This is a genomic window from Trichocoleus sp. FACHB-46, from assembly GCF_014695385.1.
In the GTDB taxonomy this organism is placed as follows: domain Bacteria; phylum Cyanobacteriota; class Cyanobacteriia; order FACHB-46; family FACHB-46; genus Trichocoleus.
On the sequence record NZ_JACJOD010000064.1, the window covers coordinates 1 to 20,395 of the forward strand.

General features: G+C 47.5%; 25 protein-coding genes. 13 read left to right on the plus strand and 12 right to left on the minus strand.

Going from position 1 to position 20,395, the window contains the following annotated elements:
• Window positions 1-450 precede the first annotated feature (450 nt).
• Window positions 451-1,368 carry a transposase family protein gene (locus H6F72_RS26145; protein ID WP_190442408.1) on the plus strand — a complete coding sequence of 306 codons (918 nt, stop codon included), beginning with the start codon at window positions 451-453 and terminating at the stop codon, window positions 1,366-1,368.
• A gap of 225 nt (window positions 1,369-1,593) precedes the next feature.
• Here the strand turns inward: H6F72_RS26145 and H6F72_RS26150 are convergent, their stop codons facing one another.
• Window positions 1,594-1,920, minus strand: a complete 327-nt coding sequence (locus tag H6F72_RS26150) for a winged helix-turn-helix domain-containing protein (RefSeq protein ID WP_190442411.1) — start codon at window positions 1,918-1,920, stop codon at window positions 1,594-1,596.
• A gap of 88 nt (window positions 1,921-2,008) precedes the next feature.
• Between H6F72_RS26150 and H6F72_RS26155 the strand changes: the two genes are divergently transcribed.
• Both H6F72_RS26155 and H6F72_RS26160 read left to right on the plus strand, forming a co-directional pair.
• A complete protein-coding gene (locus tag H6F72_RS26155; RefSeq protein ID WP_190442414.1) occupies window positions 2,009-2,146 on the plus strand; it encodes a hypothetical protein in 138 nt (45 codons plus the stop codon).
• A gap of 142 nt (window positions 2,147-2,288) precedes the next feature.
• The gene (locus H6F72_RS26160) at window positions 2,289-2,444 is read left to right on the plus strand and encodes a hypothetical protein (protein WP_206755467.1); all 156 of its coding nucleotides are present in this window, start codon (window positions 2,289-2,291) and stop codon (window positions 2,442-2,444) included.
• A gap of 262 nt (window positions 2,445-2,706) precedes the next feature.
• Here the strand turns inward: H6F72_RS26160 and H6F72_RS26165 are convergent, their stop codons facing one another.
• Window positions 2,707-3,108 carry a four-helix bundle copper-binding protein gene (locus tag H6F72_RS26165; protein WP_190442418.1) on the minus strand — a complete coding sequence of 134 codons (402 nt, stop codon included), beginning with the start codon at window positions 3,106-3,108 and terminating at the stop codon, window positions 2,707-2,709.
• A 690-nt stretch (window positions 3,109-3,798) separates the two neighbouring features.
• On the opposite strand from H6F72_RS26165, the gene H6F72_RS26170 reads away from it, so the two are divergent.
• A complete protein-coding gene (locus tag H6F72_RS26170; protein ID WP_190442420.1) occupies window positions 3,799-4,812 on the plus strand; it encodes a sulfate/molybdate ABC transporter ATP-binding protein in 1,014 nt (337 codons plus the stop codon).
• Window positions 4,813-4,896: 84 nt separating this feature from the next.
• A complete protein-coding gene (locus H6F72_RS26175) occupies window positions 4,897-5,769 on the plus strand; it encodes a prohibitin family protein (RefSeq protein WP_190442423.1) in 873 nt (290 codons plus the stop codon).
• On the opposite strand, the gene H6F72_RS26180 is transcribed toward H6F72_RS26175, so the two are convergent.
• Entirely contained in the window at window positions 5,766-6,683 is a 918-nt protein-coding gene (locus H6F72_RS26180; RefSeq protein WP_190442425.1) for a LysR substrate-binding domain-containing protein, read from the minus strand. The genes H6F72_RS26175 and H6F72_RS26180 overlap by 4 nt on opposite strands.
• A 379-nt stretch (window positions 6,684-7,062) precedes the next feature.
• Between H6F72_RS26180 and H6F72_RS26185 the strand changes: the two genes are divergently transcribed.
• The 5 genes from H6F72_RS26185 (at window position 7,063) to H6F72_RS26205 (ending at window position 11,395) form a co-directional block, all read left to right on the plus strand.
• The gene (locus H6F72_RS26185) at window positions 7,063-8,544 is read left to right on the plus strand and encodes an APC family permease (protein ID WP_190442427.1); all 1,482 of its coding nucleotides are present in this window, start codon (window positions 7,063-7,065) and stop codon (window positions 8,542-8,544) included.
• A gap of 81 nt (window positions 8,545-8,625) precedes the next feature.
• Window positions 8,626-9,393, plus strand: coding sequence for a cadmium resistance transporter (locus H6F72_RS26190; protein WP_190442429.1), 768 nt, complete (start codon window positions 8,626-8,628; stop codon window positions 9,391-9,393).
• A gap of 21 nt (window positions 9,394-9,414) precedes the next feature.
• Window positions 9,415-10,080 carry a cadmium resistance transporter gene (locus H6F72_RS26195; RefSeq protein WP_190442431.1) on the plus strand — a complete coding sequence of 222 codons (666 nt, stop codon included), beginning with the start codon at window positions 9,415-9,417 and terminating at the stop codon, window positions 10,078-10,080.
• A gap of 98 nt (window positions 10,081-10,178) precedes the next feature.
• Complete coding sequence (locus H6F72_RS26200; RefSeq protein WP_190442433.1) at window positions 10,179-10,805, plus strand: hypothetical protein; 627 nt, start codon at window positions 10,179-10,181, stop codon at window positions 10,803-10,805.
• 161 nt (window positions 10,806-10,966) lie between these two features.
• Entirely contained in the window at window positions 10,967-11,395 is a 429-nt protein-coding gene (locus H6F72_RS26205; protein ID WP_190442434.1) for a YidH family protein, read from the plus strand.
• Between the two features lie 11 nt (window positions 11,396-11,406).
• Here H6F72_RS26205 and H6F72_RS26210 read toward each other — a convergent pair whose 3' ends face one another.
• The 3 genes from H6F72_RS26210 to H6F72_RS26220 form a co-directional block, all read right to left on the minus strand.
• Window positions 11,407-12,165 carry a phosphatase PAP2 family protein gene (locus tag H6F72_RS26210; protein ID WP_190442435.1) on the minus strand — a complete coding sequence of 253 codons (759 nt, stop codon included), beginning with the start codon at window positions 12,163-12,165 and terminating at the stop codon, window positions 11,407-11,409.
• A 50-nt stretch (window positions 12,166-12,215) separates the two neighbouring features.
• On the minus strand, window positions 12,216-12,977 hold the full coding sequence (locus H6F72_RS26215) for a sulfite exporter TauE/SafE family protein (protein WP_370527566.1): 762 nt from the start codon (window positions 12,975-12,977) through the stop codon (window positions 12,216-12,218).
• Window positions 12,978-13,309: 332 nt separating this feature from the next.
• Window positions 13,310-13,819 carry a hypothetical protein gene (locus H6F72_RS26220; protein WP_242017148.1) on the minus strand — a complete coding sequence of 170 codons (510 nt, stop codon included), beginning with the start codon at window positions 13,817-13,819 and terminating at the stop codon, window positions 13,310-13,312.
• 211 nt (window positions 13,820-14,030) lie between these two features.
• Here H6F72_RS26220 and cysK point away from each other — a divergent pair, with 211 nt between their 5' ends.
• On the plus strand, window positions 14,031-14,990 hold the full coding sequence (gene cysK / locus H6F72_RS26225; protein ID WP_190442437.1) for a cysteine synthase A: 960 nt from the start codon (window positions 14,031-14,033) through the stop codon (window positions 14,988-14,990).
• Between the two features lie 102 nt (window positions 14,991-15,092).
• A complete protein-coding gene (locus H6F72_RS26230; protein WP_190442438.1) occupies window positions 15,093-15,635 on the plus strand; it encodes a cupin domain-containing protein in 543 nt (180 codons plus the stop codon).
• Between the two features lie 97 nt (window positions 15,636-15,732).
• Here H6F72_RS26230 and H6F72_RS26235 read toward each other — a convergent pair whose 3' ends face one another.
• A complete protein-coding gene (locus H6F72_RS26235; RefSeq protein ID WP_242017149.1) occupies window positions 15,733-16,188 on the minus strand; it encodes an Rrf2 family transcriptional regulator in 456 nt (151 codons plus the stop codon).
• A 233-nt stretch (window positions 16,189-16,421) separates the two neighbouring features.
• Window positions 16,422-17,699, minus strand: a complete 1,278-nt coding sequence (locus tag H6F72_RS26240) for a tetratricopeptide repeat protein (RefSeq protein WP_190442441.1) — start codon at window positions 17,697-17,699, stop codon at window positions 16,422-16,424.
• 352 nt (window positions 17,700-18,051) lie between these two features.
• Between H6F72_RS26240 and H6F72_RS26245 the strand changes: the two genes are divergently transcribed.
• Window positions 18,052-18,852 (plus strand): phosphate/phosphite/phosphonate ABC transporter substrate-binding protein, encoded by an 801-nt coding sequence (locus tag H6F72_RS26245; protein WP_190442443.1) that lies wholly within the window; start codon window positions 18,052-18,054, stop codon window positions 18,850-18,852.
• Window positions 18,853-19,026: 174 nt separating this feature from the next.
• Here H6F72_RS26245 and H6F72_RS26250 read toward each other — a convergent pair whose 3' ends face one another.
• The 4 genes from H6F72_RS26250 to H6F72_RS26265 form a co-directional block, all read right to left on the minus strand.
• Window positions 19,027-19,212 carry a hypothetical protein gene (locus H6F72_RS26250; protein WP_190442445.1) on the minus strand — a complete coding sequence of 62 codons (186 nt, stop codon included), beginning with the start codon at window positions 19,210-19,212 and terminating at the stop codon, window positions 19,027-19,029.
• Window positions 19,213-19,242: 30 nt separating this feature from the next.
• Entirely contained in the window at window positions 19,243-19,587 is a 345-nt protein-coding gene (locus H6F72_RS26255; RefSeq protein ID WP_190442446.1) for a hypothetical protein, read from the minus strand.
• A 52-nt stretch (window positions 19,588-19,639) separates the two neighbouring features.
• On the minus strand, window positions 19,640-20,131 hold the full coding sequence (locus tag H6F72_RS26260) for a tetratricopeptide repeat protein (protein WP_190442447.1): 492 nt from the start codon (window positions 20,129-20,131) through the stop codon (window positions 19,640-19,642).
• 78 nt (window positions 20,132-20,209) lie between these two features.
• Window positions 20,210-20,395, minus strand: a 186-nt coding sequence (locus H6F72_RS26265) for a serine protease (protein WP_190442448.1), incomplete at its 5' end; no start/stop codon positions are given.

Genomic DNA, 20,395 nt, shown 5'->3' on the forward strand with positions numbered 1-20,395 from the left:
CAAGGATTTCCCATTCTGCATCAGTCAGAGTGCTCGAATATGCCATGGCGACTAAACTAGAGGATTGTAGGTGCCTTTATTCACCATTATAAAGATGTCAAATCGGCTCTATAGATTGCATTAATTTTTGACCCTGCCCACGGGTCTATCCACTAGAGATTCTATTTTGGTCTACCGATTAATACGAAGGATATGCAGGTAGTCATTGCCTTCTTTAAATTCAAAGCTCAAAATCAAGATTCACAATTGATGGCAGCAACTGAGGCGTCGCACTCCAAATCTGAATACTCAAGCTGCTCTCATAGAGGCGAGCGATCGCACTTCCAAAGCATCCCTGTAGAGAGGAAGGTATAAACATATTCTTTTTGCTACAGCTTCGGGATCTATTAGACTTCTTCAAAAATAAAGCAACCAGCCAAAATAGAGAGAGCAGTGTTGTCAGAACGAATCATGAAGCAGTCCTTCTTCAACCGTCTGTTGCATCTATTCAACACCCATCCTCAACTAGGTAAACGGATGGTAGGGCTCGGAGCAAAAGCGCTTTGGGAACTGTGGCAGCGGATGACGGAAGCTGAACAGGCTGAGCGCCTGAGGCAGGCTCAACGACCTGGACGAAAACGACAGGCGGGTGGAGGACGTAAAAAGGATGTCGCCGTCCTAGGTCGGTTGTTGGTGACCCTGATTTATCTGCGGCAACACTGGACCCTGCAAGCGATTGCTGTCACCCTTGGTTGTGCCGAGGCGACGGTCTGGAACTACATCCATGAGATGTTGCCTCAGATCCGTGAGCACCTACCTACCAGTTTGCTCGAACAATGGCAGCAAGAATGTCCTAGTGTCGAACGCGCAGAGCTAGAGCAGTGTTTAGCCGAACTGCCAGAGGGGGCTTTGCTGGTCGATAGTTGGGAGCAGGGGATTCCCCGACCCACTGATAATCAGGAGCAGGAAGAGTATTACTCAGGAAAACAGAAGGAACATACCCGTAAAAACCAGGCGATTGTCCTCCCGAAGGGTGCGGACCTCATCGATGTCGTCTTAGGAGAGCAGGGGCTCCGTAGTGATAGCAAGCTGTTTGAGCAAACGCAAGACGAATTGCCGAACCACCTCTCGTTCATCGGGGACAGAGCCTATGTCGGTCGTCGCAATACCACCACACCGTATAAGAAGCCACTGAAGGGAGAGTTAACCCAGGGGCAAAAGGAGTTTAATCGCTACGTGATTCAAAAGCGAGCGTTTGTGGAACAGGTGATTCGAGTGATTAAAATTTTCTGGATTGCCAAAGAAGAGTTTCGGATGCGTTCACGGATGTATGAGACCGCGATTGGTTGTGTCTGTGGTTTAGTCCGTTTACGGGTGCAGTATGTCTGAAATCAGGGCTTTAGCAGCTTGACCTGCCCACTTTTCGTATTTTTGAAGAGGTCTATTAACTCGGCAATGATTGAGGTTGCATTTTGTTTGCTGCATAAGCGATGAATGGATGCTCGAAATATTTCTGAACTTGCGGTCGCGCTTGGCCACTAAGCGCTGGAGGAAGGTCAAAAAGACGGTTTCTGTCAGCTTGCGCGCACCCGCTTCTTCTGGCTCGAATGAATTTCAGGCGTTTCGCCCAGTGATTTCGGCTCTCTCCGCTTGTGCCCGTTGCTCAATTTCAGGATAGATCTGCTCCAACCACTTCTCTACCGCTTCTGGGTCTTGTTCATAGGCCCGTTTCAAGGGTTTCTGTGGCGTATATCCCCACCACTTGAGATATTCTCCCACAGTGCGAATCGGCATTTGCACATCGCACACGTGCTCAATCAGTTGTTGTACTGCTCGTCGAGTCCACAAGGCACTATCAATCTCCCAGTCCTCTGGAAAATGGTCTTGCATCAACTGTTGAATTTGATTCTCTTGCTCCTGACTTAATGCCAAATCTAGCATCACAATTCAGCAACGCCGGAACCGACAGTAGCAATTCATCACATCGGGCACTCTTTATCACCTCTCACAATCTGTGGATGTTGTACCGATGCTGCACCTTAGACGGCGATTTTTACCCCACAACACGACAGATACAGTTTATTTTTGCGCCATACCTAACGCCTTCTTGCCACACCTCTGTCGCGTGACTCTCCGAGCGATCGCCGACCCCTTCCGTACTAAGTAGTCGTCCCACTTATTTGGCTCAGTAAATCACAGTAGTATGATAGATTCCTTCGACTCGTCCGATGGCACGTTCGCGTAGCGTGTGCGAAGCACGCAAAGCCCATGCCATTGACGTAAAGACGTAATCATTGCTGCTTGATGGCGTGGCTGTGTCCGTTGTAGCTATCAATGAGTTGACGGCTACAACGGACACAGATGTAACTTTACTTGCCCCTTCTCTCACCATTCTTAACGGATGTGAGTGGATTGACATTAGCGGCGGACATACGCTGAAGCATTTTGAGTTCAATTCTGGCTAGCTACTTACTATCCCCTGTGGTCTCCAGGGCGGGAAGCACAAATTGAGGGTCTATTCGTATTACCTATCGTAGGTTGAAAGGTTCGGCCTAGGTTCAAGATTAGGCACAGACGATGCTGATTTGAGACTGGAAAACTGCTCTCAACTGCTTGGCGATCGCCGAACCCGATCGCCAAGCGCTATAGTTTTCTTTCCTGGCCACACTCCTAACAGCTGCCAAGAGCCGATGGTTGACACGAGACAAATTTTTCAGAGACAACTAATTAGGATACTGCTTCAACTTCCAGATTAGCTCTGCGGAAGTATGCAGCAGACATCAGACCGATCGCTTTGCAATGCTCAGCGCACTTGCGGAAAATGGCAGCGTACTCTGTCATTTTGTCATCATGCATTTCGTCACAAGCGATCGCGCACTTGAAGCACATCTCGGCGCAAAGCTGGCAGGTTCTACCTGCAAACTCAGAACCATCGGCAATCATGTTGATGCACATCATTGTCATCTCAGCACAGTCGCGAAGCATAGACATCATCGAAACATCAATGTACTTACAGCTTCTATCTGAGCAGTAAGTCATGACTTCTAGGCACATGTTGTGGCAATCGGTGCAAACTTCGATACAGACTTTTAGCTCAGTTAATTCAGTATTCATAGAATCAGTCATCATATTTACCTCTATATTCTTTTGAGATAAGGACAATTGCTTTGGGTGCTTATTTAGAAGCGTATTCCTGCCTTCTCAGCAAAGTCAATGGAGATGCTAAACCCCCCATTTAGAAGGCCAGAATGCCGCTCCATTTACCGGGAATTGCTGCCTCTATCCCAGAAATTTACCGGAGATTAAGGGGGATTAGAAGCTAGGGGAGCCAGAAATCTTTGTAGGGGCTTGGCAAATAGGGCTCTGCAAATCCCGCTGATTTAGTGATCATTCTGGCCTCTCAGGCTGCCTATCGGACTCAGAAACGAATCTGGCCTTAGATTTATTTTAGAAATTTTGAGAACAACAGGAAATTATATAGATAAGTAACTTTATAAGAAGTTGTAGTGGGATTTGGTGAAACGCAGAATTAAGAACCCTTTCAGGCATTTTAGGAGTCATTTCAGGTTTTTAGGCAGACTAAGAAGTATGACGAAACTCGTAGTTGTATAAGCGGCTTATGTCAGGAAAACCTAACAATTCATTGTTTTATAACTCTTAAACGGTTCTAGGTAGCTTAGGTGTTGAGTCTAGCGGCAGAGTTCGGTGGCTCTACCTTTTGGTTGGCTACCAAAACTAAAGGTAGCCTTATGCTTGTATAAAATACGTTAACTCGATAGACTAACCGTATTTTGTAAATTGGGTTTCGGGAGAGTTGTCGTGGGTATTTCTGTTCAAAACGTTGACAAGCATTTTGGCTCCTTTCACGCGATCGATAATGTGAGCTTGAATATTGAGACAGGGTCCTTAGTTGCTCTTCTAGGTCCTTCAGGGTCTGGTAAATCAACTTTGCTACGGATGATTGCTGGATTGGAGCAACCTGACTCTGGAGAAATCTTTTTGACTGGCGAAAATGCCACCTACCGCTCAGTCCAGGACCGGGGAATTGGTTTTGTATTTCAGCATTACGCGCTGTTTAAGCACCTAACCATTCGGCAGAACATTGCTTTCCCGTTAGAAATTCGTAAAGCTAAGCCTAGCCAAATTCGTCATCGGGTTGAGGAACTACTGAACTTGGTGCAATTACGAGGGTTGGGCGATCGCTATCCCTCACAGCTGTCTGGTGGTCAACGGCAGCGGGTGGCACTAGCACGGGCATTGGCAGTTCAACCCAAAGTTTTGCTTTTAGATGAACCTTTTGGGGCTCTTGATGCAAAAGTTCGTAAGGAACTGCGGACTTGGCTACGGAAACTGCATAACGAGGTCCATGTAACAACGGTATTTGTCACCCATGACCAAGAAGAAGCGATGGAAGTGGCTGATCAGATTGTGGTCATGAACGAAGGTCGGATTGAACAAGTTGGCAGCGCGGCGGAGCTTTATGATTCGCCAGCGTCTCCTTTTGTGATGAGTTTCATTGGTCCGGTGAATGTGCTCCCCGCAAATGCTGGCATCTTACCGAGAAACCAAGGGATACAAGGCGATCGCGTCTTTTTACGGCCTCATGATTTGGTGATTCGCTCCTATGCCACCGAGGATACAGTGCCTGCCAAGATTGAGCGGATTGTTCACCTAGGTTGGGAAGTTCAGGTGGAGTTAATGTTGCCTTCAGGTCGGGGAGTAACGGCTTACTTGGCGCGGCAAGACTTTGACAAACTCAACCTAGAACGACACCAAGATGTCCATATCATCCCTAAGCAAGTGAAAACTTTTCCAGAGTATTCGTTGAATTAAGTAGATAGCTGTGAATAGCTTCTAATCTCTTGATGGGCTTACCCTTGCAACTACTCTTTGTCCAGCCTCTAGTTTTGTCTCGCTATGACCTTGGAATCTGCCCCCCCTCTTCAAAATGCTAAGCCAGCTACCAAGAAAAATAAAGATGCTTATGTTGCTAGTAGAGTTCTGATCGCTGTTCTATTAGCAGCTTTGCTTTCTACTTTCTTTGTCATTGTCAATGCAGGAGAGCGGGGGGTGTTGATGCAGTTTGGCAGGGTGCAAGAACCAGTCTTGGGAGAAGGAATTCATCTGATTGTCCCTGGCGTTAATACCGTCAAGAAGCTGAGTGTGAGGGTGCAAAATCAGGAAATCTCTGCTGAAGCTTCTTCCAAGGATCTGCAAGATGTTTATACTGATGTCGCCCTCAACTGGCATATTATTCCTGACGAGGTGGACAAAATTTTTCAACAAATCGGGGATGAAGCGACAGTTGTTACGACGATCATTAACCCTGCCGTCGAAGAGGTGCTGAAAGCAGTAGTGGCAATGTACACAGCCGAGGAAGTAATTACGAAACGGGGAGAGGTCAAAGCGGCAGTGGACCAGGCTCTGACAACGCGATTAGGCACTTATCACATTGCAGTTGATGACATCTCTCTGGTGCATGTACATTTCTCTAAACGGTTTAGCAATGCGGTGGAGGCTAAACAAGTGGCAGAGCAAGAAGCCAAACGAGCAGAATTTGTGGCTCTGAAGGCAGCCAGAGAAGCAAAAGCTAAGGTGAATTTAGCCAAGGGAGAAGCAGAAGCCCAGAACTTGCTGCGAGAGGGTTTAACCCCGGAGTTATTACAAAAGCAGGCGATCGAGAAATGGAATGGCAATCTCCCTCTGATTATGGGAGATGATGGTTCCTCCAAACTCCTCGATTTGAAGCAACTGGTTAAACTGGGTAAGCAACGCTTAAATCCTGATTAACCCTTTAACATTTGCTCAAAAGCGATCGCAATTTGGGTTTGAAACCGCTGTTGGTGTTTCAGTTTCAGCACGGGTTGAATAATTTCCAGAATGGAGCCTGCACCTTTGCGACTATTGGTGATCTGTACTGCTTGGAGGGTAGAGAGTTCGATCTCTTTTCTCACCATGAGTTCTGGGATCGCAGCGGCCCCTACTCCGCTCTCCACCACCGCTTTGACCATCTCGCTACTGCTTAGAACTAAAACTACATCTAGTTCACTGATCTCAATCCCCCAACTCTGTAGAGCTTGCTCAAACATCTGTTGAGCCCCCGAACCAGGCTCTCGCATGACCCAAGTGGTTTCGTTGAGTTCACGAACTGAGATTCTGGTGCGCTCAAACCAAGGGTGGGATTTGCCTACCACTACTTGCAGGCGATCGCTGCCAATAGCCTCCTCAGCTAAATAGCTTTTGAGCGCAGGTTTCACCTCACCGCTGACAATGCCTAAATCAAATAATCCGGTGGCTGTGCCTTCGCAGATCTCTTCTGCATTAGCAAGGGTGCAAATGACGTTAATTCCTGGGTACTGACGCTTAAATTGACTAATTTTTCCTGGCAACCAGTAATTACCAATCGTCAAGCTTGAGCCTAGTTTCAACTCACCCCGTTGGAGGTTATTCAATTCCCGTAAACCGCGCTCAGTCAAAGCGACTTGCTCCAGAATCTTTTGCGCTTCTTCCTGGAGCAGCTTGCCCGCTTCCGTAATTTCCACTCGCCGACCAATGCGATGGAAGAGTTTGACACTGTACTCTGTTTCTAAGCTTTGGACGGCGGCACTGACTGCTGGTTGAGTAATGAAAAGTGCTTCAGCAGCGCGAGTAAAGTGTAATTGCTCAGCCACAGCCAAAAATATCCGTAATTGCTCCAATGTCATAGTTGGCTTTTAACGCTCCCTGCTAGACGTTGTTAAGGAAAGTAAACTCCTAGAAATACCTTAAAAGCGATGGGTTCATCGGGGTTTGTCATCTTTAGCTCTATGCCTCTGCTGCTGTTGGTTCCAGGGGATCACAACAGCAGCTAGGATTTTGCAGTCTCTCAAAGCATTGGAGCAGATGAGCAGACATGAGCGATCTAGAGTCGATTACTTTTATTTATTAAACCAACAAAAAAGAACATTAGCTTCTATGGGTCTTCTTGACTAGAGTAAACATAGTGCTTTTGGCAATGCATCCTTGCTGAAGCAAAGCTCACCGGTCCCATCGGGAGCGACCAAACTTCCAAGGATACATTTGCATACTGGGGGATTTGCATCCATGACTAGTGAATTTCAATCTGAGCAGAGTGCCCACGGCTTAAAGCCAAATTGCCTCTCCTTCGGTGAAGTGTTGGCCCAATCAGTTGCGGTCATTGCTCCCACTACCATCCCTGCCTCCAACTTAGGTTTGATTGTCGCGATCGCGGGAAATGGAACTTGGTTGAGTTTTCTGATTGGCATGGTTGGGTTGATGTTTGTCAGCATTAACATCAACCAGTTTGCGAGTCGTTCCGCTTCTCCGGGTTCGCTATATTCTTACATTGCTAAGGGTTTAGGCCCAACGGCGGGTGTAATTTGCGGATGGAGTTTGGTTCTCGCCTATTTGTTTACTGGTATGTCAGTGTTGTGTGGCTTTGCCAACTTCAGCACTATGCTACTGGGTCATTTGGGCATTCATCCTTCCAGCCTGACTTTATTAGCGATCGGCGCTGGTGTGGCCTGGTATGCAGCTTACAAAGATATTAAGCTTTCAGCAATGGCGATGTTGTGGCTAGAAGGAGTTTCCATTGCTCTCATCCTCCTCTTAGGTATTCTAATTTGGGCTCATGCAGGGTTTGCGATCGACTTCTCGCAACTGACGCTGCAAGGAGCGAAGCCAGGTGGAATTGCGATGGGGTTGGTTCTGGTAGTCTTTGGATTTTCTGGATTTGAAAGTGCCACCTCTTTAGGAGACGAAGCTAAGCGACCGCTGAAGACCATCCCTAAGTCTGTGATGGGCAGCGCCATCTTAGCTGGGTTATTCTTCACCCTCATGAGTTACATCGAGATACTAGGCTTCAGTGGTACTTCCGCTTCCCTAGCTACGACTGAAGAACCTTTAGGCTATTTATCTAGACAACTTGGCTTGGGATTTTTGGGAGAACTGATTGCAATTAGCGCCTTGTTTAGTTTCTTTACTTGCGTGCTAGGTAGCATTAACCCAGCCGCGAGAGTGTTCCTGACCATGTCCCGTCATGGCTTGTTCCCTGCTTCCCTAGGTGAGACTCACTCCTCCAACCAGACGCCCCATATTGCCATTACGATGTCGGCGCTTGTCATGTTTTTGGTTCCTGCCTGCCTATCCCTCTTCCATGTCAAATTATTTGACAGCATGGGTTATCTAGGAGCTATTTGTACCTATGGGTTCTTGACGGTATACATTCTCATATCGATCGCTGCTCCCGTATATCTCTATAAAATTCAAAAGCTTCGACCGCGAGATGTGATGTTCTCAGTTCTAGGCGTTGGCTTCATGATGATCCCGGTTCTGGGGAGCGTCGGTGTTCCGGGTAGCCAAATTTTCCCAGTTCCCGAAGCTCCTTACGATGCCTTTCCTTATCTATTCTTGCTCTATCTAACCGTGACTTGCGGCTGGTTTGTCATGCAAAGACTCCGCTCTCCTCAAATTGTGCGAACGATGAAATCGAGAATTGAAGAGACGCATGCCAGGTTTGCTGTCCCTAGCCCTGTAATTATTCCTTCCCTAACGGATGAGACTTAATTCTTCTGGGCACAACCCTGATTCCACAAAACTTATTTCTGAACTTATCTCTGTAGTAAAGACAATTAAGCGCTAATCAAGATGAATGAATTACTGACCGCATTGCCGACTGGGTTCACTGCCTTCACTGCTACGAATCTTGATGATATTTTGATCTTGCTCCTGTTCTTCTCCCAAGTAGATAGTGTGTTGCGACGACGGCACATCGTAGCAGGGCAATACCTAGGGTTTGGAGTTTTAGTTTTAGCCAGCTTACCGGGTTTCTTTGGTAGCTTCTTATTCCCTCGTGATTGGGTGGGTCTGCTGGGTCTCGTGCCGATCGCGATCGGTCTTAGCCGCTGGTTCAGTCAAGATGAGGCAGATGAAGCGGATGAGGAAATCACCCAGCCCACCGAGAAGTCTTGGCTAACTAGTTTTCTCTCTCCCCAGACCTATAGTGTGGCGGCAGTCACCTTTGCGAATGGCGGCGACAATGTGGGCATCTATATGCCTCTGTTTGCTAGTAGTAGTTGGGAAAGCTTGTTAGCTATTTTAGGTGTATTCTTCACCTTGGTAGGGGCATGGTGCTACCTGGCTTACCGTCTAACTCAGGTGCCTGCGATCGCAGATGCCCTGACTCGATATGGAAACCAACTAGTTCCTTTTGTTTTAGTTGGGTTGGGAGCATTGATTCTAGTAGACAGTCGCACCTTAGAAAACCGAGGCTTGGCGGTGCTGGCTTTAGTAATGGGTGTTCTCTTCGTCACAACACTGAGTCGGAATGCCATGCAATACTCGTCTAGTATTGCTGAATGCACAGCTCAGGCTGTCCCGATGCCGCAGGCGCACTCCCCAATTGAGCACAAGTAGTAGCCTTGCCGCAGGAGCATCATGAACTGGTTTGGACGAGCCGTGATTACCGGGGTTACTGCCTTTGCCGCTACCAATATTGATGACATTGTGATCCTGATGCTCTTCTTTTCTCAGGTGAACGCTAATTTCCGCCCCAAACATATCATATGGGGTCAATATTTAGGATTCACGACGTTGATGATTGCCTGTCTTCCCGGTTTTCTAGGCGGTCTCGTCATCCCTAAAGCTTGGATTGGTTGCCTGGGTTTCGTACCTATTGTGATTGGCATCAGTCATTGGCTGAACCGAAAACAAAATGGAACTCAAGTCCAGACGGTCACAGATGAGTTGAGTTTAGAGAAAGCAGTTGCCTCAGGAGTGCCTAGTTACTTAGGTTTGCTTGTGCCTCAGGTCTACCATGTCGCTGCTGTGACATTGGCAAATGGGGGAGACAATATCGGGATTTATGTACCGTTGTTGGCGAGTAGCGATCCAGCCAGTTTAGCGGTTATCCTGAGCGTCTTTTTTGTCTTGGTTGGTGTTTGGTGTTACATCGCTGAGCGCTTAACTCGACAGCCAGCCGTAGCCCGCCTGCTCACGGCCTATGGTCAGGCAATCGTACCCTTTATTTTGATTGGATTAGGGCTTTACATCTTGGTTGATAGTGGGACTTACCGTCTATTGCCAGCGTTTTCCTCCCCGTAGCTATCATCTGTTCCAACCCATCCAATCCCATAGATTTTCCATCTAAAGCAGCATGTAGCTGCTGGAAAACAGTTTAATTTCAAACTAAGGAGATCATCATGAAATTTTTCAGACTTGCGCTTTTAGCTTTGGCTTTGTTAGTCAGTTTAGCGATCGCTCCTCCGGCTTGGGCAGACCCTAACTTCACTAAGGGATCTGACTATGCTGAGGTGACTCAAGCCTTAGATGAACTCTTGCAAGCAAAGAACTCTCCCAATCAAGCAGGTTACAGGGGTGAGGAAGTTCAGCAGAAACTGGCTGATTTGCAATTTCAAAAGTATGTTTTAGAGACAGCAAAAGAACAGGCTCAGTGCCGTAATGAAACGGGAAGAACGATCGCTGTTTATGCTAGCAAACCCAAGAAATCTCCTACACCGCAACTTTACTTTTTAGGTAATGGTCAGGTCACAGATGATGATTGGAAATGCAGCGGCGTTTATCTTCCTAGCGGGGCTCAGGTCGCTTTAACTCCTAACGCTCAAGCGGAAGAGTTAGCAGAGCCGATCGCCTTCAAGATTGTAGATGGTACTCAATTGATCGCTAAGAGCAATCCAAACAGTGGTGTGCTTGAGTTTAATGTTTCTCCGGCCAAAGTGTTTACAGCTAGCGAACCTGGTTGGTCCATTCCAAATCTGTCTCTAGCAGATATTGAAGCCACCGCTCCTAATGCTCCGATTGAAGACTAAACCTTGATGGCATACTAGCTAAGCTAAACTGCTGACCTGAACGCCCAGTACAAGAATTGTGTCTTAAACCAACACATTAACTTGCTGGGCGTTCAGTCAAATGTTCTATAGTAAGGGACGCCGATCTATTACTGCGAATTGAGTTCAGGGAGACGCTATCGATGCAACTATTTAAATCCACTAAAACAGAAGGAGATGCCGAACCACCAAGACGGCTTAATCCTAATCGAGTCCGGGATCACCTAGCCAACGAGCGCACTTACCTAGCTTGGATGCGAAGTGCGATCGCCTTGATGGGTTTCGGTGTGCTAATTGTACGTTTGCGAATTCTGCGTCCACCACTCGCTCCCCAACCGCCTGGTAACGGTTGGAAGCTAGGTTTAGCCTTCTCTGCGGCAGGGCTTTTGATGGTGTTGCTTTCAGCTCAGCATTACTTCACTGTGCGCCGAGATATTGAAGAAGATACTTATGCGCCCCCAGACCGCTGGGTGATTTTGTCTACCCTGGTGATCGTCATCTTGGGGGCTGGAGTCATCTATTATGTGTTTACAATTCCGCTAGAATCATTGGGTAGTGTGATCGTCGAATAACGAGTGGCAACTTACTCCTGTGTCGCTGACACTTCGTTGTTTTCAGGACTTAAAGTTTCTGGGTTCAACTTGGCTAAGTGAGGCTTGACGACTAAACTGACGGCGATCGCCCAAGCAATGGAAACCATCCACCCCGCCACAATATCGCTCGGATAGTGAACCCCTAAGTACAACCGTGTCCAAGCGATTGCCACGACAAATAAACTGCCCAAGGTAGTCACCCAACCACACCAACGACTGCCCCAAGTTAAAACAACTAAGGATGCTACAAAAGCCATACTAGCCATCGCATGACCGCTGGGGAAAGCGAATTCTGGTTCTGGGGGAAAAGTAGAGTCCCATAGGTGGGGGCGTACTCGATGCAGTAGCTCCTTGGCAGTACGGTTAATCAGCATGGCTCCTGGTAATGTGATCAGGAGATAAATCAGCGATCGCCAGCGCTTCAAGAAAAACATTGCCATCACCAGCGCTGTAGAGACGGGAAACACTCCCCAGCGCGTGCCAAACTGAGTTAAGGTCAGAGCCAGCGAGTCCAAGTTGGCTTGTGCTGTAGAATGAATCGCCAGCAAAATAGAGACATCCCAAGGTAGGCCACCTTCTTGCAGTTGAATCTTTCCCGCCAAAAGGATAGCAAGTTGTAATGGCAAAAAGACTCCTAGAAAAAGTAGTAGGAGCGATCGCCAATGAGTGCTCAACCACAGTTGAACAAAACGACCAAAAGTTTGCAGAAGTTTGCCAAAGTTAGATGATAAAGCTCTTTGAGAAGACATGAAAGCTAAAAAGATAGATTCTAAGATGAACAACTAAACCTGAGGATGCTTTAGACCTGATGGGCTAGCTTCCAACTCACCATGACTAAAACCATGTACACAACAAACCGCAGGGCTCGTTGTGGCGCGAGTTGGCAAAGTTTAGTCCCTACTAAAACGCCTGGTAATGATCCTATCCATATCGGGATTACCAAGCTCCAGTCAACTGTCCCTAGGGTGAGGTGTCCTAAAGCAGTAAAGCTTAAGAGAATGGCTGCTTGAGCTAAATCAGTGCCAACCAGCTTGCGAGCATCTAAGCGGAAGAAGGCAATCAGTGCTAGGGCAAACATGGAGCCGGAGGAGACACTGGTTAGACCCACCACACAACCCAAGATGGCTCCGATCGCGATCGCCGCGGCTCGTCCTAAGGTTGTTTCTAAATCGATCTTGGGTAAAGAAGGGTACTTTAAGCTAGGTACAAAGGTCAACAGTAACAGTTGCACGAGTGCCGCTACAGTAACCATCAGAATGGCTACCCCAATCAACCGCAGCAAAATAGCGTCTAAATTGAATTCCCCGATATGCCTCAGCCAGTGCAGGATACCAACCCCTGTTAAGGCACCAGGCACACTTCCGATCGCCAACCATTTTACAACTGTTGCATCCAGGGTTTGTTGCTGCCAGTGCCGAACGCCTCCGGTAACTTTCATTAAAGTTGCAGCAACCACATCAGAACTGACTGCAATAGAGGCTGGAACCTGAAAGACAAAGATCAGCATGGGGGTAATCAGAGAAGCTCCTCCAATTCCAGTTAAACCCACTACAATTCCCACAAAAAAACTCAGGCATGATAGTAGAGGGTAATTCATACTGTGGCCTTAGGATACATAGTTAAAAACAAAAGCTTTTCAAAAGCTACGTCTTCTGTGTCAGGCCTACTTGTTAGCCTTCATCACGCCTGCCTGTTAGACATAGCCATTTTGCATAAATAGCTGAGGTGATGAACATAGCGCTCAGCAACAGTTTTCTAGCTTGGTCAGCGAATGAGAAGAGAATGCTTTTGGTGCCAAAAATTTTGGTAGATGCTAGTGCTTGGCCTTGAATCAGCTGCAATTTCTCAAGGCAATACAGACAAGTCGATACAGAACGGTATCAAAGTTATCAGTTAACTTTTTAATGTCACTAGTTGTAAAAGTGAACTGAGGTCAATCGACTTCAGATCAGAAAAAATAGCTGGAACATCTAAAATTTTCAGTTGCACCAGGGCCAAAATGACTAGAGTGTAAACTGTTGAAGAACCGATACCCATCAACAATTCTTTTTTTAAGTTCTGCTCTTTTGGCTGCTCTTGGAGCATATCGGCTGTGCCTAGTTGCATCAATAGAATGCCAATAATATTGGAGAGCCAATATCCGGCGATTAAGCCAGGAGTAAATAACTTTCCAGAAAACAGACCGCAAACATAACCAAAGAAGTAGGCAACTGGTAGGTTAAACACCAAGTCATTCCACCAACAGAGGGGAGACAGCAGGTATCCGATCAAAACTAGAAAGCCGCCTCGTAACTTTTTGGGCGTAATTCCTTTGAGTTTTTCCTGGACAGTTTGCCAAAACACCTCTGGAGTGGCGTCTTGTCGCTTGTCAGGCTGCTCGCTGGCCTCGTTGAGATTATGCATATAAACTACGGCATCTTGATAAACTTACGGTATTTTACATGCTGATGGCTTAATCACGCAAACTCGATAGGATTACCGTGTTTTTCAGGGCTCAGTAAAACTTTAGTTGTTATACTACTTTTACCTGCCTAAAGTACGGTAAGCCGATAGGTTTACGGTTACTTCTGCTCAAGGTGCATTTGCTCGTCTAGCCCTAGGTCTATCAGAATCCATGCAAATTGCTCGTGATATTACCTGCCTGATCGGTCAGACTCCTTTAGTGCAGCTCAATCACATTCCTCAAGCCGAAGGTTGTGTGGCTCGAATTGCTGTGAAACTAGAAGGTTTGAATCCCTCGTCTTCTGTCAAAGACCGCATTGGTATTGGCATGATTCAAGCGGCGGAAGCAGAAGGGCTGATTCATCCGGGCAAATCAGTTTTGGTAGAGCCTACATCGGGCAATACAGGCATTGCCTTGGCTATGGTAGCTGCGGCTAAAGGCTATCGCTTGATCTTGACCATGCCAGAAATGATGAGCTTGGAGCGGCAATTGATGCTGAAAGGCTATGGAGCCGAACTGGTACTTACCCCAGCCACCGAGGGCATGCAAGGAGCGATTGCGAAAGCAGAAGCCATTGTCGCTAGCCTGCCTGACGCTTTTATGCCACAGCAATTTCGCAATTCTGCTAATCCTCAGGTTCATCGAGAAACTACGGCTGAAGAAATTTGGGCAGATACAGAAGGGGAAGTCGATATTTTCATGGCGGGGGTCGGAACGGGTGGCACCATTACAGGCGTCGCGGAAGTGCTGAAGCCTCGCAAATCAGGGCTACAAGTGATCGCTGTCGAACCTGTCAATAGTGCAGTTCTCACAGGTGGTGCTCCCGGAGAGCACAAGATTCAAGGAATCGGGGCAGGATTTATTCCCCCAGTCTTGCGCCTAGAACTGATTGATGAAGTCCTGCAAGTTTCTGATGAAGCTGCGATCGCTTACAGCCGGAGATTGGCCCGCGAGGAAGGCATTCTGTCTGGCATTTCTACCGGAGCAATTTTGGCAGCAGCGATTCAAGTGGCTCAGCGCCCAGAAAATGCTGAACGGTTGATTGTGATGGTGCAGCCGAGCTTTGGGGAGCGCTATTTGAGTACTGCCTTATTTAAAGACTTGGAAGCAGAGACTTCTGAATACAGCTAAATGCTACCAAAGCTTGACAATCCCCGGTTTGCCTACGGGGAAATGATTGTATCCCAATCTGAAGTCGCTTATACTTTTTGAAAGTAAATTAATTCCTCTGTAATGGCGATTCTACAGCTAAGCAACGGCAAAGTTTGCGGTAATTCTAGTGAGATTGTTCGTGAACTTGCTCTTTTTAATGTTCAGCTCCAGCACTACAGCTTAGAAGCTCCGCAACACTGGGCCGATTTACTAGCTGAGGATGTTCTACCAGATCTGGAAAAGCGCCAAATCTTGGAGCTCTGCGATCGCCAACTTGAATCGCTGAAGCAAGAAACTAGCTATCTCTGGTCTGACCTGCTAGTGTTTCACCCTGGCTCCTCTCAACTCCACAGCATCAGCACCTACAACCGATACCATACACATAAGGCTCCAGAAGCGCTTTACCTATTGTCAGGAGAGGCAATTTTTAGCTTCATAGAGCTTGATGGTCAACAGGTACAGCTCCTAGTGCAGCCAGGAGACTACGTCCAAATTGCGGCTGGCGTAGAGCACTGGTTTAGTCCTACCGCTTCACTTGAGTTTAAGGCTGTCCGCTACTTTACTACGGTGGATGGTTGGATACCCCAGTACACCGAGTTGGGCGAACTCAAGAAGCTACGCTAATCAGCACTCTAAGCTTGTTTCTAACCTTGCTGAACGAGCCAAGTGAGGCGGTAGCCAGAACGAAGTCTGGATTGCCCGCCAGAATTAAAGATTAAAGTTAGATATAGTACATTGGGTTTTTCTGTTTACGCGCATCTCGTTTTTGGACTAGATTTTGCAGCGTATAACGGCCTAAGACGGCTTGAGCTTGACCGCTCGCCTGCTCCCAGATTTCGCGCACGATGTCTCGCTCTATCGTTGGAGTCTCATTAGATTCTGTTTCTTTGCGATCGCCATCCACTAAAACGACGATCTCCAGCAATGTAACTTGCCAAGCTTCACGAGCGAGGGTGTACCCGCCTCTAGAACCCCGCTGGCTCTGAACGATGCCCCCCCGGCGCAGACTAGTCAGAATTTGCTCGAGGTAGCGATCGGGAATGGCCTGTCTGCCAGTAATTTCTCCGATTGTGAGAGGAGGAGCGCTAGCGGGATGACTGGCTAATTCCAATAGAGCTAGCAGCGCGTACTTGACTCTAGAAGACAGCCCCATTAGGGCGTAATTTTGACTATTCAAGTTCCTACTCGATTACTACGGTTTTCCGATAGGGTATTGCGACTTTATCGAAAATATCATAGAAACTACGACAAATCCATCGACTTACTGTATTTACTTCTCGGAAGGTTGGGCTAGATATGAATATCAAGATGCCAGAAGGCGTTTCAGCCTTATTTTGTATGACTCAGCGCTGACAGTTTCGCCTCACTTAAATCACTGGCTTAATGGTGGGCAGTGCCAAGCATGTCTAGTCAGGCAGTTTTGATCCTTAATGAGGGTGACCAAGATAAAGCAGCCATTTTAGACTCTGCCTCACTCCGCAATACTGCATCTTTATAAAGCTGATGAAATAGTTGCTGCTGAGCATGACTGCCCCCAACAACCCACAATTTGGACAACACAGGCTTAAGATAGGCGATCGCCCCTTCCCAATCATTTCTGGCATGGGCAATCATTCCCTGCGCTGCCGGAAGAGTGATTACGGTCCAAATTCTGCGGGCTGTAGAGTCTAGCGTTTGAGCATAAGCAGTCATACTAGTGAACATTTCTTGAACCAAGTCTGCTTGATTGGCTTTGGCTAAGGCATAAATGTAGTGAAGGTCTTGGAAGGGCAGCGAGTGCTCATGCAGACGCGTCAATAGATGGGGGACTAAATTATCCCATCGTTCTTCAACAGGAACTGACTGGAACTCTAGACGCAGCAGTAAGGCGATCGCTCCAACCTGGTCTTTAGGAGAATCTCGGCGAGCTTTGCCCCAAATATGCTGATCGTAGAGGGACAAAACTTTAGTAGTCTCGCTCAATTGCCCATAGAAGAGCGCAACATGCCACCAATTATGGGTGTAGAGCATAGAATTACAATGCTCCCAGGTATCCGAAAACTTCTCCATCCACTCAATTCCATCCGCCGCTCGCCCTTGTGTTTCCATCACATGAGCAACGGCATGATGCGCCCAAGGATTGTTCCACTTCAGGCGAGTGGCTTCGCGGGCGATCGCTTCTGCTTCCGGCAATTGATGGCATTGCTCCAACCCAAACGCGAGCATTGAAAGCAAATCTGGCTGGTTTGGATGAACTGGCAAAACTTTCTCGGCAATTTTCAGCAACCCAACTTTGTTGCCTCGATAAAAGTAGTGATATTGCCCCTGTTGTACAGAGATTAAATCTTGGGGATAGTGCTCAGCGATCGCTTCATGAACCGCGATCGCTGTATCAATAGCCCCTTTGGCCCAAGCTGCGATCGCCTGAATACAAAGCTGCTCCCGCTCGGTAGCTGACTGACTGTAAGTTTGGGCTGCTTGGAGATAAGGAATGGCTTGTTGTCGTGCGATCGCGCTTTCTTGAGATAAGTAGTGAGCCGCAGCGTACGCATTGGCAATTGCGCAGGTTGGATCGGCACTCAAGGCTTCGAAAATGGCGAGTTCTGCCTCTCGGCCATACTGTAGAGCTTGGTTAATAAAGGCATTAATAGCTGCGATCGCCACGAGCGAATGAGTCGTGACTTCTAATCCTTGAATATCTCGAAGCATTGTTACTCTCTCACACTACAAATCACCACACTGAAGCAGAGTCAGTAGCAAACACTAACTCTGGAAACAAAATCTACGGTAAATCAGTCGGAATATAGTAATTTCTAGATTCAGTATTCCACAACCCTTCAATAAATGGCAAGATTAAACACCGATAAGTTGATAGGATTATCGGTGTTTAGTGATAGATTGACCTCAAGGCTCGCTTGTCCCAAGGACGATGCCAAACGTCTATAGCAATCCCAAATGGGTTGTGAGAGGCAGCCCCTAGGAGCGTGCCTCTCACAACCCGCTAATCTCACACATAATTTAGGACAGCTATAGCGATTAGAGAAATATTTAAGGAATCAGTATGTTGCCTAGTCCCCTGAGAGCGGTTTCTTATTTGGCTCCAAATTTATTTTGGTTTTACCAGGCAGTGATTGCTTATTTAGAGCGAAGTTTAGATATCGAGATCTGCCTAGTGCAAGCTGAGTATGACCCACTCGCTGATCCAGCTTTGCTCCAGGATCAACTCGATATTGCTTTTATCTGTGGTCTCCCCTTTATTCGACATTATCAAGTTGCTCCTGCTCAGTTACAAGCAGTAGTCGCTCCGGTGATGCAAGCTGAACGTTATCAAAACCAGCCTGTCTATTTTGCAGATGTGATTGTAAATGCGGCTAGCGAAGTGAGGGCATTGGAGCAGTTGGCAGGCAAAACCTTTTGTTACAACGATCTTGGTTCTAACAGTGGTTATCATCTACTCTGGCATCGATTATTTCAAAAGCAATATTCACGAGCTTTTTTTAGCCAGACGGCGACATCTGGTTCTCATGAGTGCTCAATTCAATGGGTCGCCAAGAATAAGGTAGATTGTGCAGCGATCGATAGTACCGTTTTAGAGCAAGCAATACGAGATATCCCCGATTTATCTGATCAATTGCGAATTATTGAATCCATCGGCCCTTGCCCCATGCCCCCCATTGCTGTGGCTCAAAGGCTGGGAAAGCCATTCCTTCAAAAACTACAGGCACGTCTTCTCGATCCTAATTTAGACCTGCAATTACACATGCATCAGGCAGGCATTCACCGATTTGCAGTCATGGATTCACAGGCCTATCAACCGATCGCTCCCTCCATTTGCAGCTTCGGCGCCTTAAGATACCGTTGAAGTGCTTGCCTGATGCTGCTTGGTAGCGCCAAAGGATGTAGTTGCGAGCGCGCTCAAAAAATGTGGAAAGGAGTTAGATTGGCTCAGCTATCTATGCGATACTCCTGACCTCCAACTAACTTTTTGAATATGATGCAACTGCAGCCCGATCGTCTCAGCCCCTGCCGCCAAATTCTAAGCTGTTTGTCCTCGGATTTGCCGCTGCACTTGCTTGAGCGGCATTGGAGTTTGTAGATGTTGCGTCACCATTGTCAGGCAGGCAGCGGCGCTGTTGAGGCTAAAGACATAGGGATAGCCCGACGCTGGGTGCGACAGTTGTGGATCGAGCGGTTGATAGCGCCAGCGCAGGTCTGCCCACACCTCATGCAGCAGTGGAGAGCCAGCTTCTCGTCAGAGATCAGACTGCCAAAATACGACGACCACTTCTTTACTAACGGCTCTCGCTTTCCACTGCCCAGCCAGTTCTAGCGCATCGCCAAACCAGTCTCCTGGCTTCAGTAAAACTGATTTTCCCGTTTCCAAGGCTGAGGTTCCTTTCCTTTGCACCAACCGCACCTTTCCAGCGAGCAGCAGTTGGCTACCCGGTGTTTGACTCGACCAAAGCACTTCTTCGGTTGTATGACGGCTGATCTGGGCGTGCTCTCGAAAGTATAATTTCTGTTCATCTTCAAGCAGGTTCAACGGGAGTTCATCCCAGGGCAGATTCAGCGTGTAAATGTCGCTTTGGGCAACCATGTCAGTTCACCTGGAATTCAATAGTCTTGTGCTTAAGTAGGGCAATCGCCTGCTATTGAACGCTGAGCAAGATAATTCGATCGAGGGCAGTACGATAGCGTTCTGAATTGCCAATCTGTTGATAAAACTTGGCGGCTTGTTTGAAGTCTGAGATGGCAGACTTGGTGTTACCGAGTTTGACTTGAAGCTCACCGCGATCGTAGAACGCCGCTCCAATATTGCCCCAACCCTGATTAAGTGTGATCGCTTCAGTGAGATCTTCAAGGGCCTGCTGCTGCTTGAGGATGGCATAAACCCTGGCTCGGTTACTGTACGCCAGTGAGGACGGCTGAAGCTGAATGGAGCGGGTGTAGTCACTTTTCGCGCCCTGGTAATCTCCTAGAGAGCTTCTAGCGGCACCTCGATTTGAGTAGAGAAGCGCATTGTTGGGATATCGGCGAATCCCCTCGTTCAAGATCGTCAACATTTTCTGATAGTTGCCTTGTCTGAACTGAAGATTTCTTGCCAGAGTGTAGTGCCCAATTTGTTGACGTTGTTGAGCCACAAGTCCTCGCCGTCCTGGCAGATTGTTGATGGCAGCAGCGGGGATGGCAAAGTTGAGATTGGTGCCCGGATTGCCGCCTCAAACAATTCCAATGACTTGACCATCCTCATTCAACAGAGGTCCACCAGAACTTCCAAAGCTCGCAGTTGCGGTAAATTGAATCAGGCCACTGCCGTCGATACGGCTGACAATGCCATCGCTGAGGCTTCTCTCTAAACCCTTGGGATCGCCGATCGCATAAGCTTTTTGGCCAATTTTGGGAGA

Excerpts from the sequence above, each read along its gene's own strand:
- H6F72_RS26145 (WP_190442408.1), top strand. The coding sequence starts at position 451 with ATGAAGCAGTCCTTCTTCAACCGTCTGTTGCATCTATTCAACACCCAT.
- H6F72_RS26150 (WP_190442411.1), bottom strand. The coding sequence starts at position 1,920 with ATGCTAGATTTGGCATTAAGTCAGGAGCAAGAGAATCAAATTCAACAG.
- H6F72_RS26155 (WP_190442414.1), top strand. The coding sequence starts at position 2,009 with ATGCTGCACCTTAGACGGCGATTTTTACCCCACAACACGACAGATACA.
- H6F72_RS26165 (WP_190442418.1), bottom strand. The coding sequence starts at position 3,108 with ATGATGACTGATTCTATGAATACTGAATTAACTGAGCTAAAAGTCTGT.
- H6F72_RS26175 (WP_190442423.1), top strand. The coding sequence starts at position 4,897 with ATGACCTTGGAATCTGCCCCCCCTCTTCAAAATGCTAAGCCAGCTACC.
- H6F72_RS26180 (WP_190442425.1), bottom strand. The coding sequence starts at position 6,683 with ATGACATTGGAGCAATTACGGATATTTTTGGCTGTGGCTGAGCAATTA.
- H6F72_RS26185 (WP_190442427.1), top strand. The coding sequence starts at position 7,063 with ATGACTAGTGAATTTCAATCTGAGCAGAGTGCCCACGGCTTAAAGCCA.
- H6F72_RS26190 (WP_190442429.1), top strand. The coding sequence starts at position 8,626 with ATGAATGAATTACTGACCGCATTGCCGACTGGGTTCACTGCCTTCACT.
- H6F72_RS26195 (WP_190442431.1), top strand. The coding sequence starts at position 9,415 with ATGAACTGGTTTGGACGAGCCGTGATTACCGGGGTTACTGCCTTTGCC.
- H6F72_RS26200 (WP_190442433.1), top strand. The coding sequence starts at position 10,179 with ATGAAATTTTTCAGACTTGCGCTTTTAGCTTTGGCTTTGTTAGTCAGT.
- H6F72_RS26205 (WP_190442434.1), top strand. The coding sequence starts at position 10,967 with ATGCAACTATTTAAATCCACTAAAACAGAAGGAGATGCCGAACCACCA.
- H6F72_RS26210 (WP_190442435.1), bottom strand. The coding sequence starts at position 12,165 with ATGTCTTCTCAAAGAGCTTTATCATCTAACTTTGGCAAACTTCTGCAA.
- H6F72_RS26220 (WP_242017148.1), bottom strand. The coding sequence starts at position 13,819 with ATGCATAATCTCAACGAGGCCAGCGAGCAGCCTGACAAGCGACAAGAC.
- cysK (WP_190442437.1), top strand. The coding sequence starts at position 14,031 with ATGCAAATTGCTCGTGATATTACCTGCCTGATCGGTCAGACTCCTTTA.
- H6F72_RS26230 (WP_190442438.1), top strand. The coding sequence starts at position 15,093 with ATGGCGATTCTACAGCTAAGCAACGGCAAAGTTTGCGGTAATTCTAGT.
- H6F72_RS26240 (WP_190442441.1), bottom strand. The coding sequence starts at position 17,699 with ATGCTTCGAGATATTCAAGGATTAGAAGTCACGACTCATTCGCTCGTG.
- H6F72_RS26245 (WP_190442443.1), top strand. The coding sequence starts at position 18,052 with ATGTTGCCTAGTCCCCTGAGAGCGGTTTCTTATTTGGCTCCAAATTTA.
- H6F72_RS26255 (WP_190442446.1), bottom strand. The coding sequence starts at position 19,587 with ATGGTTGCCCAAAGCGACATTTACACGCTGAATCTGCCCTGGGATGAA.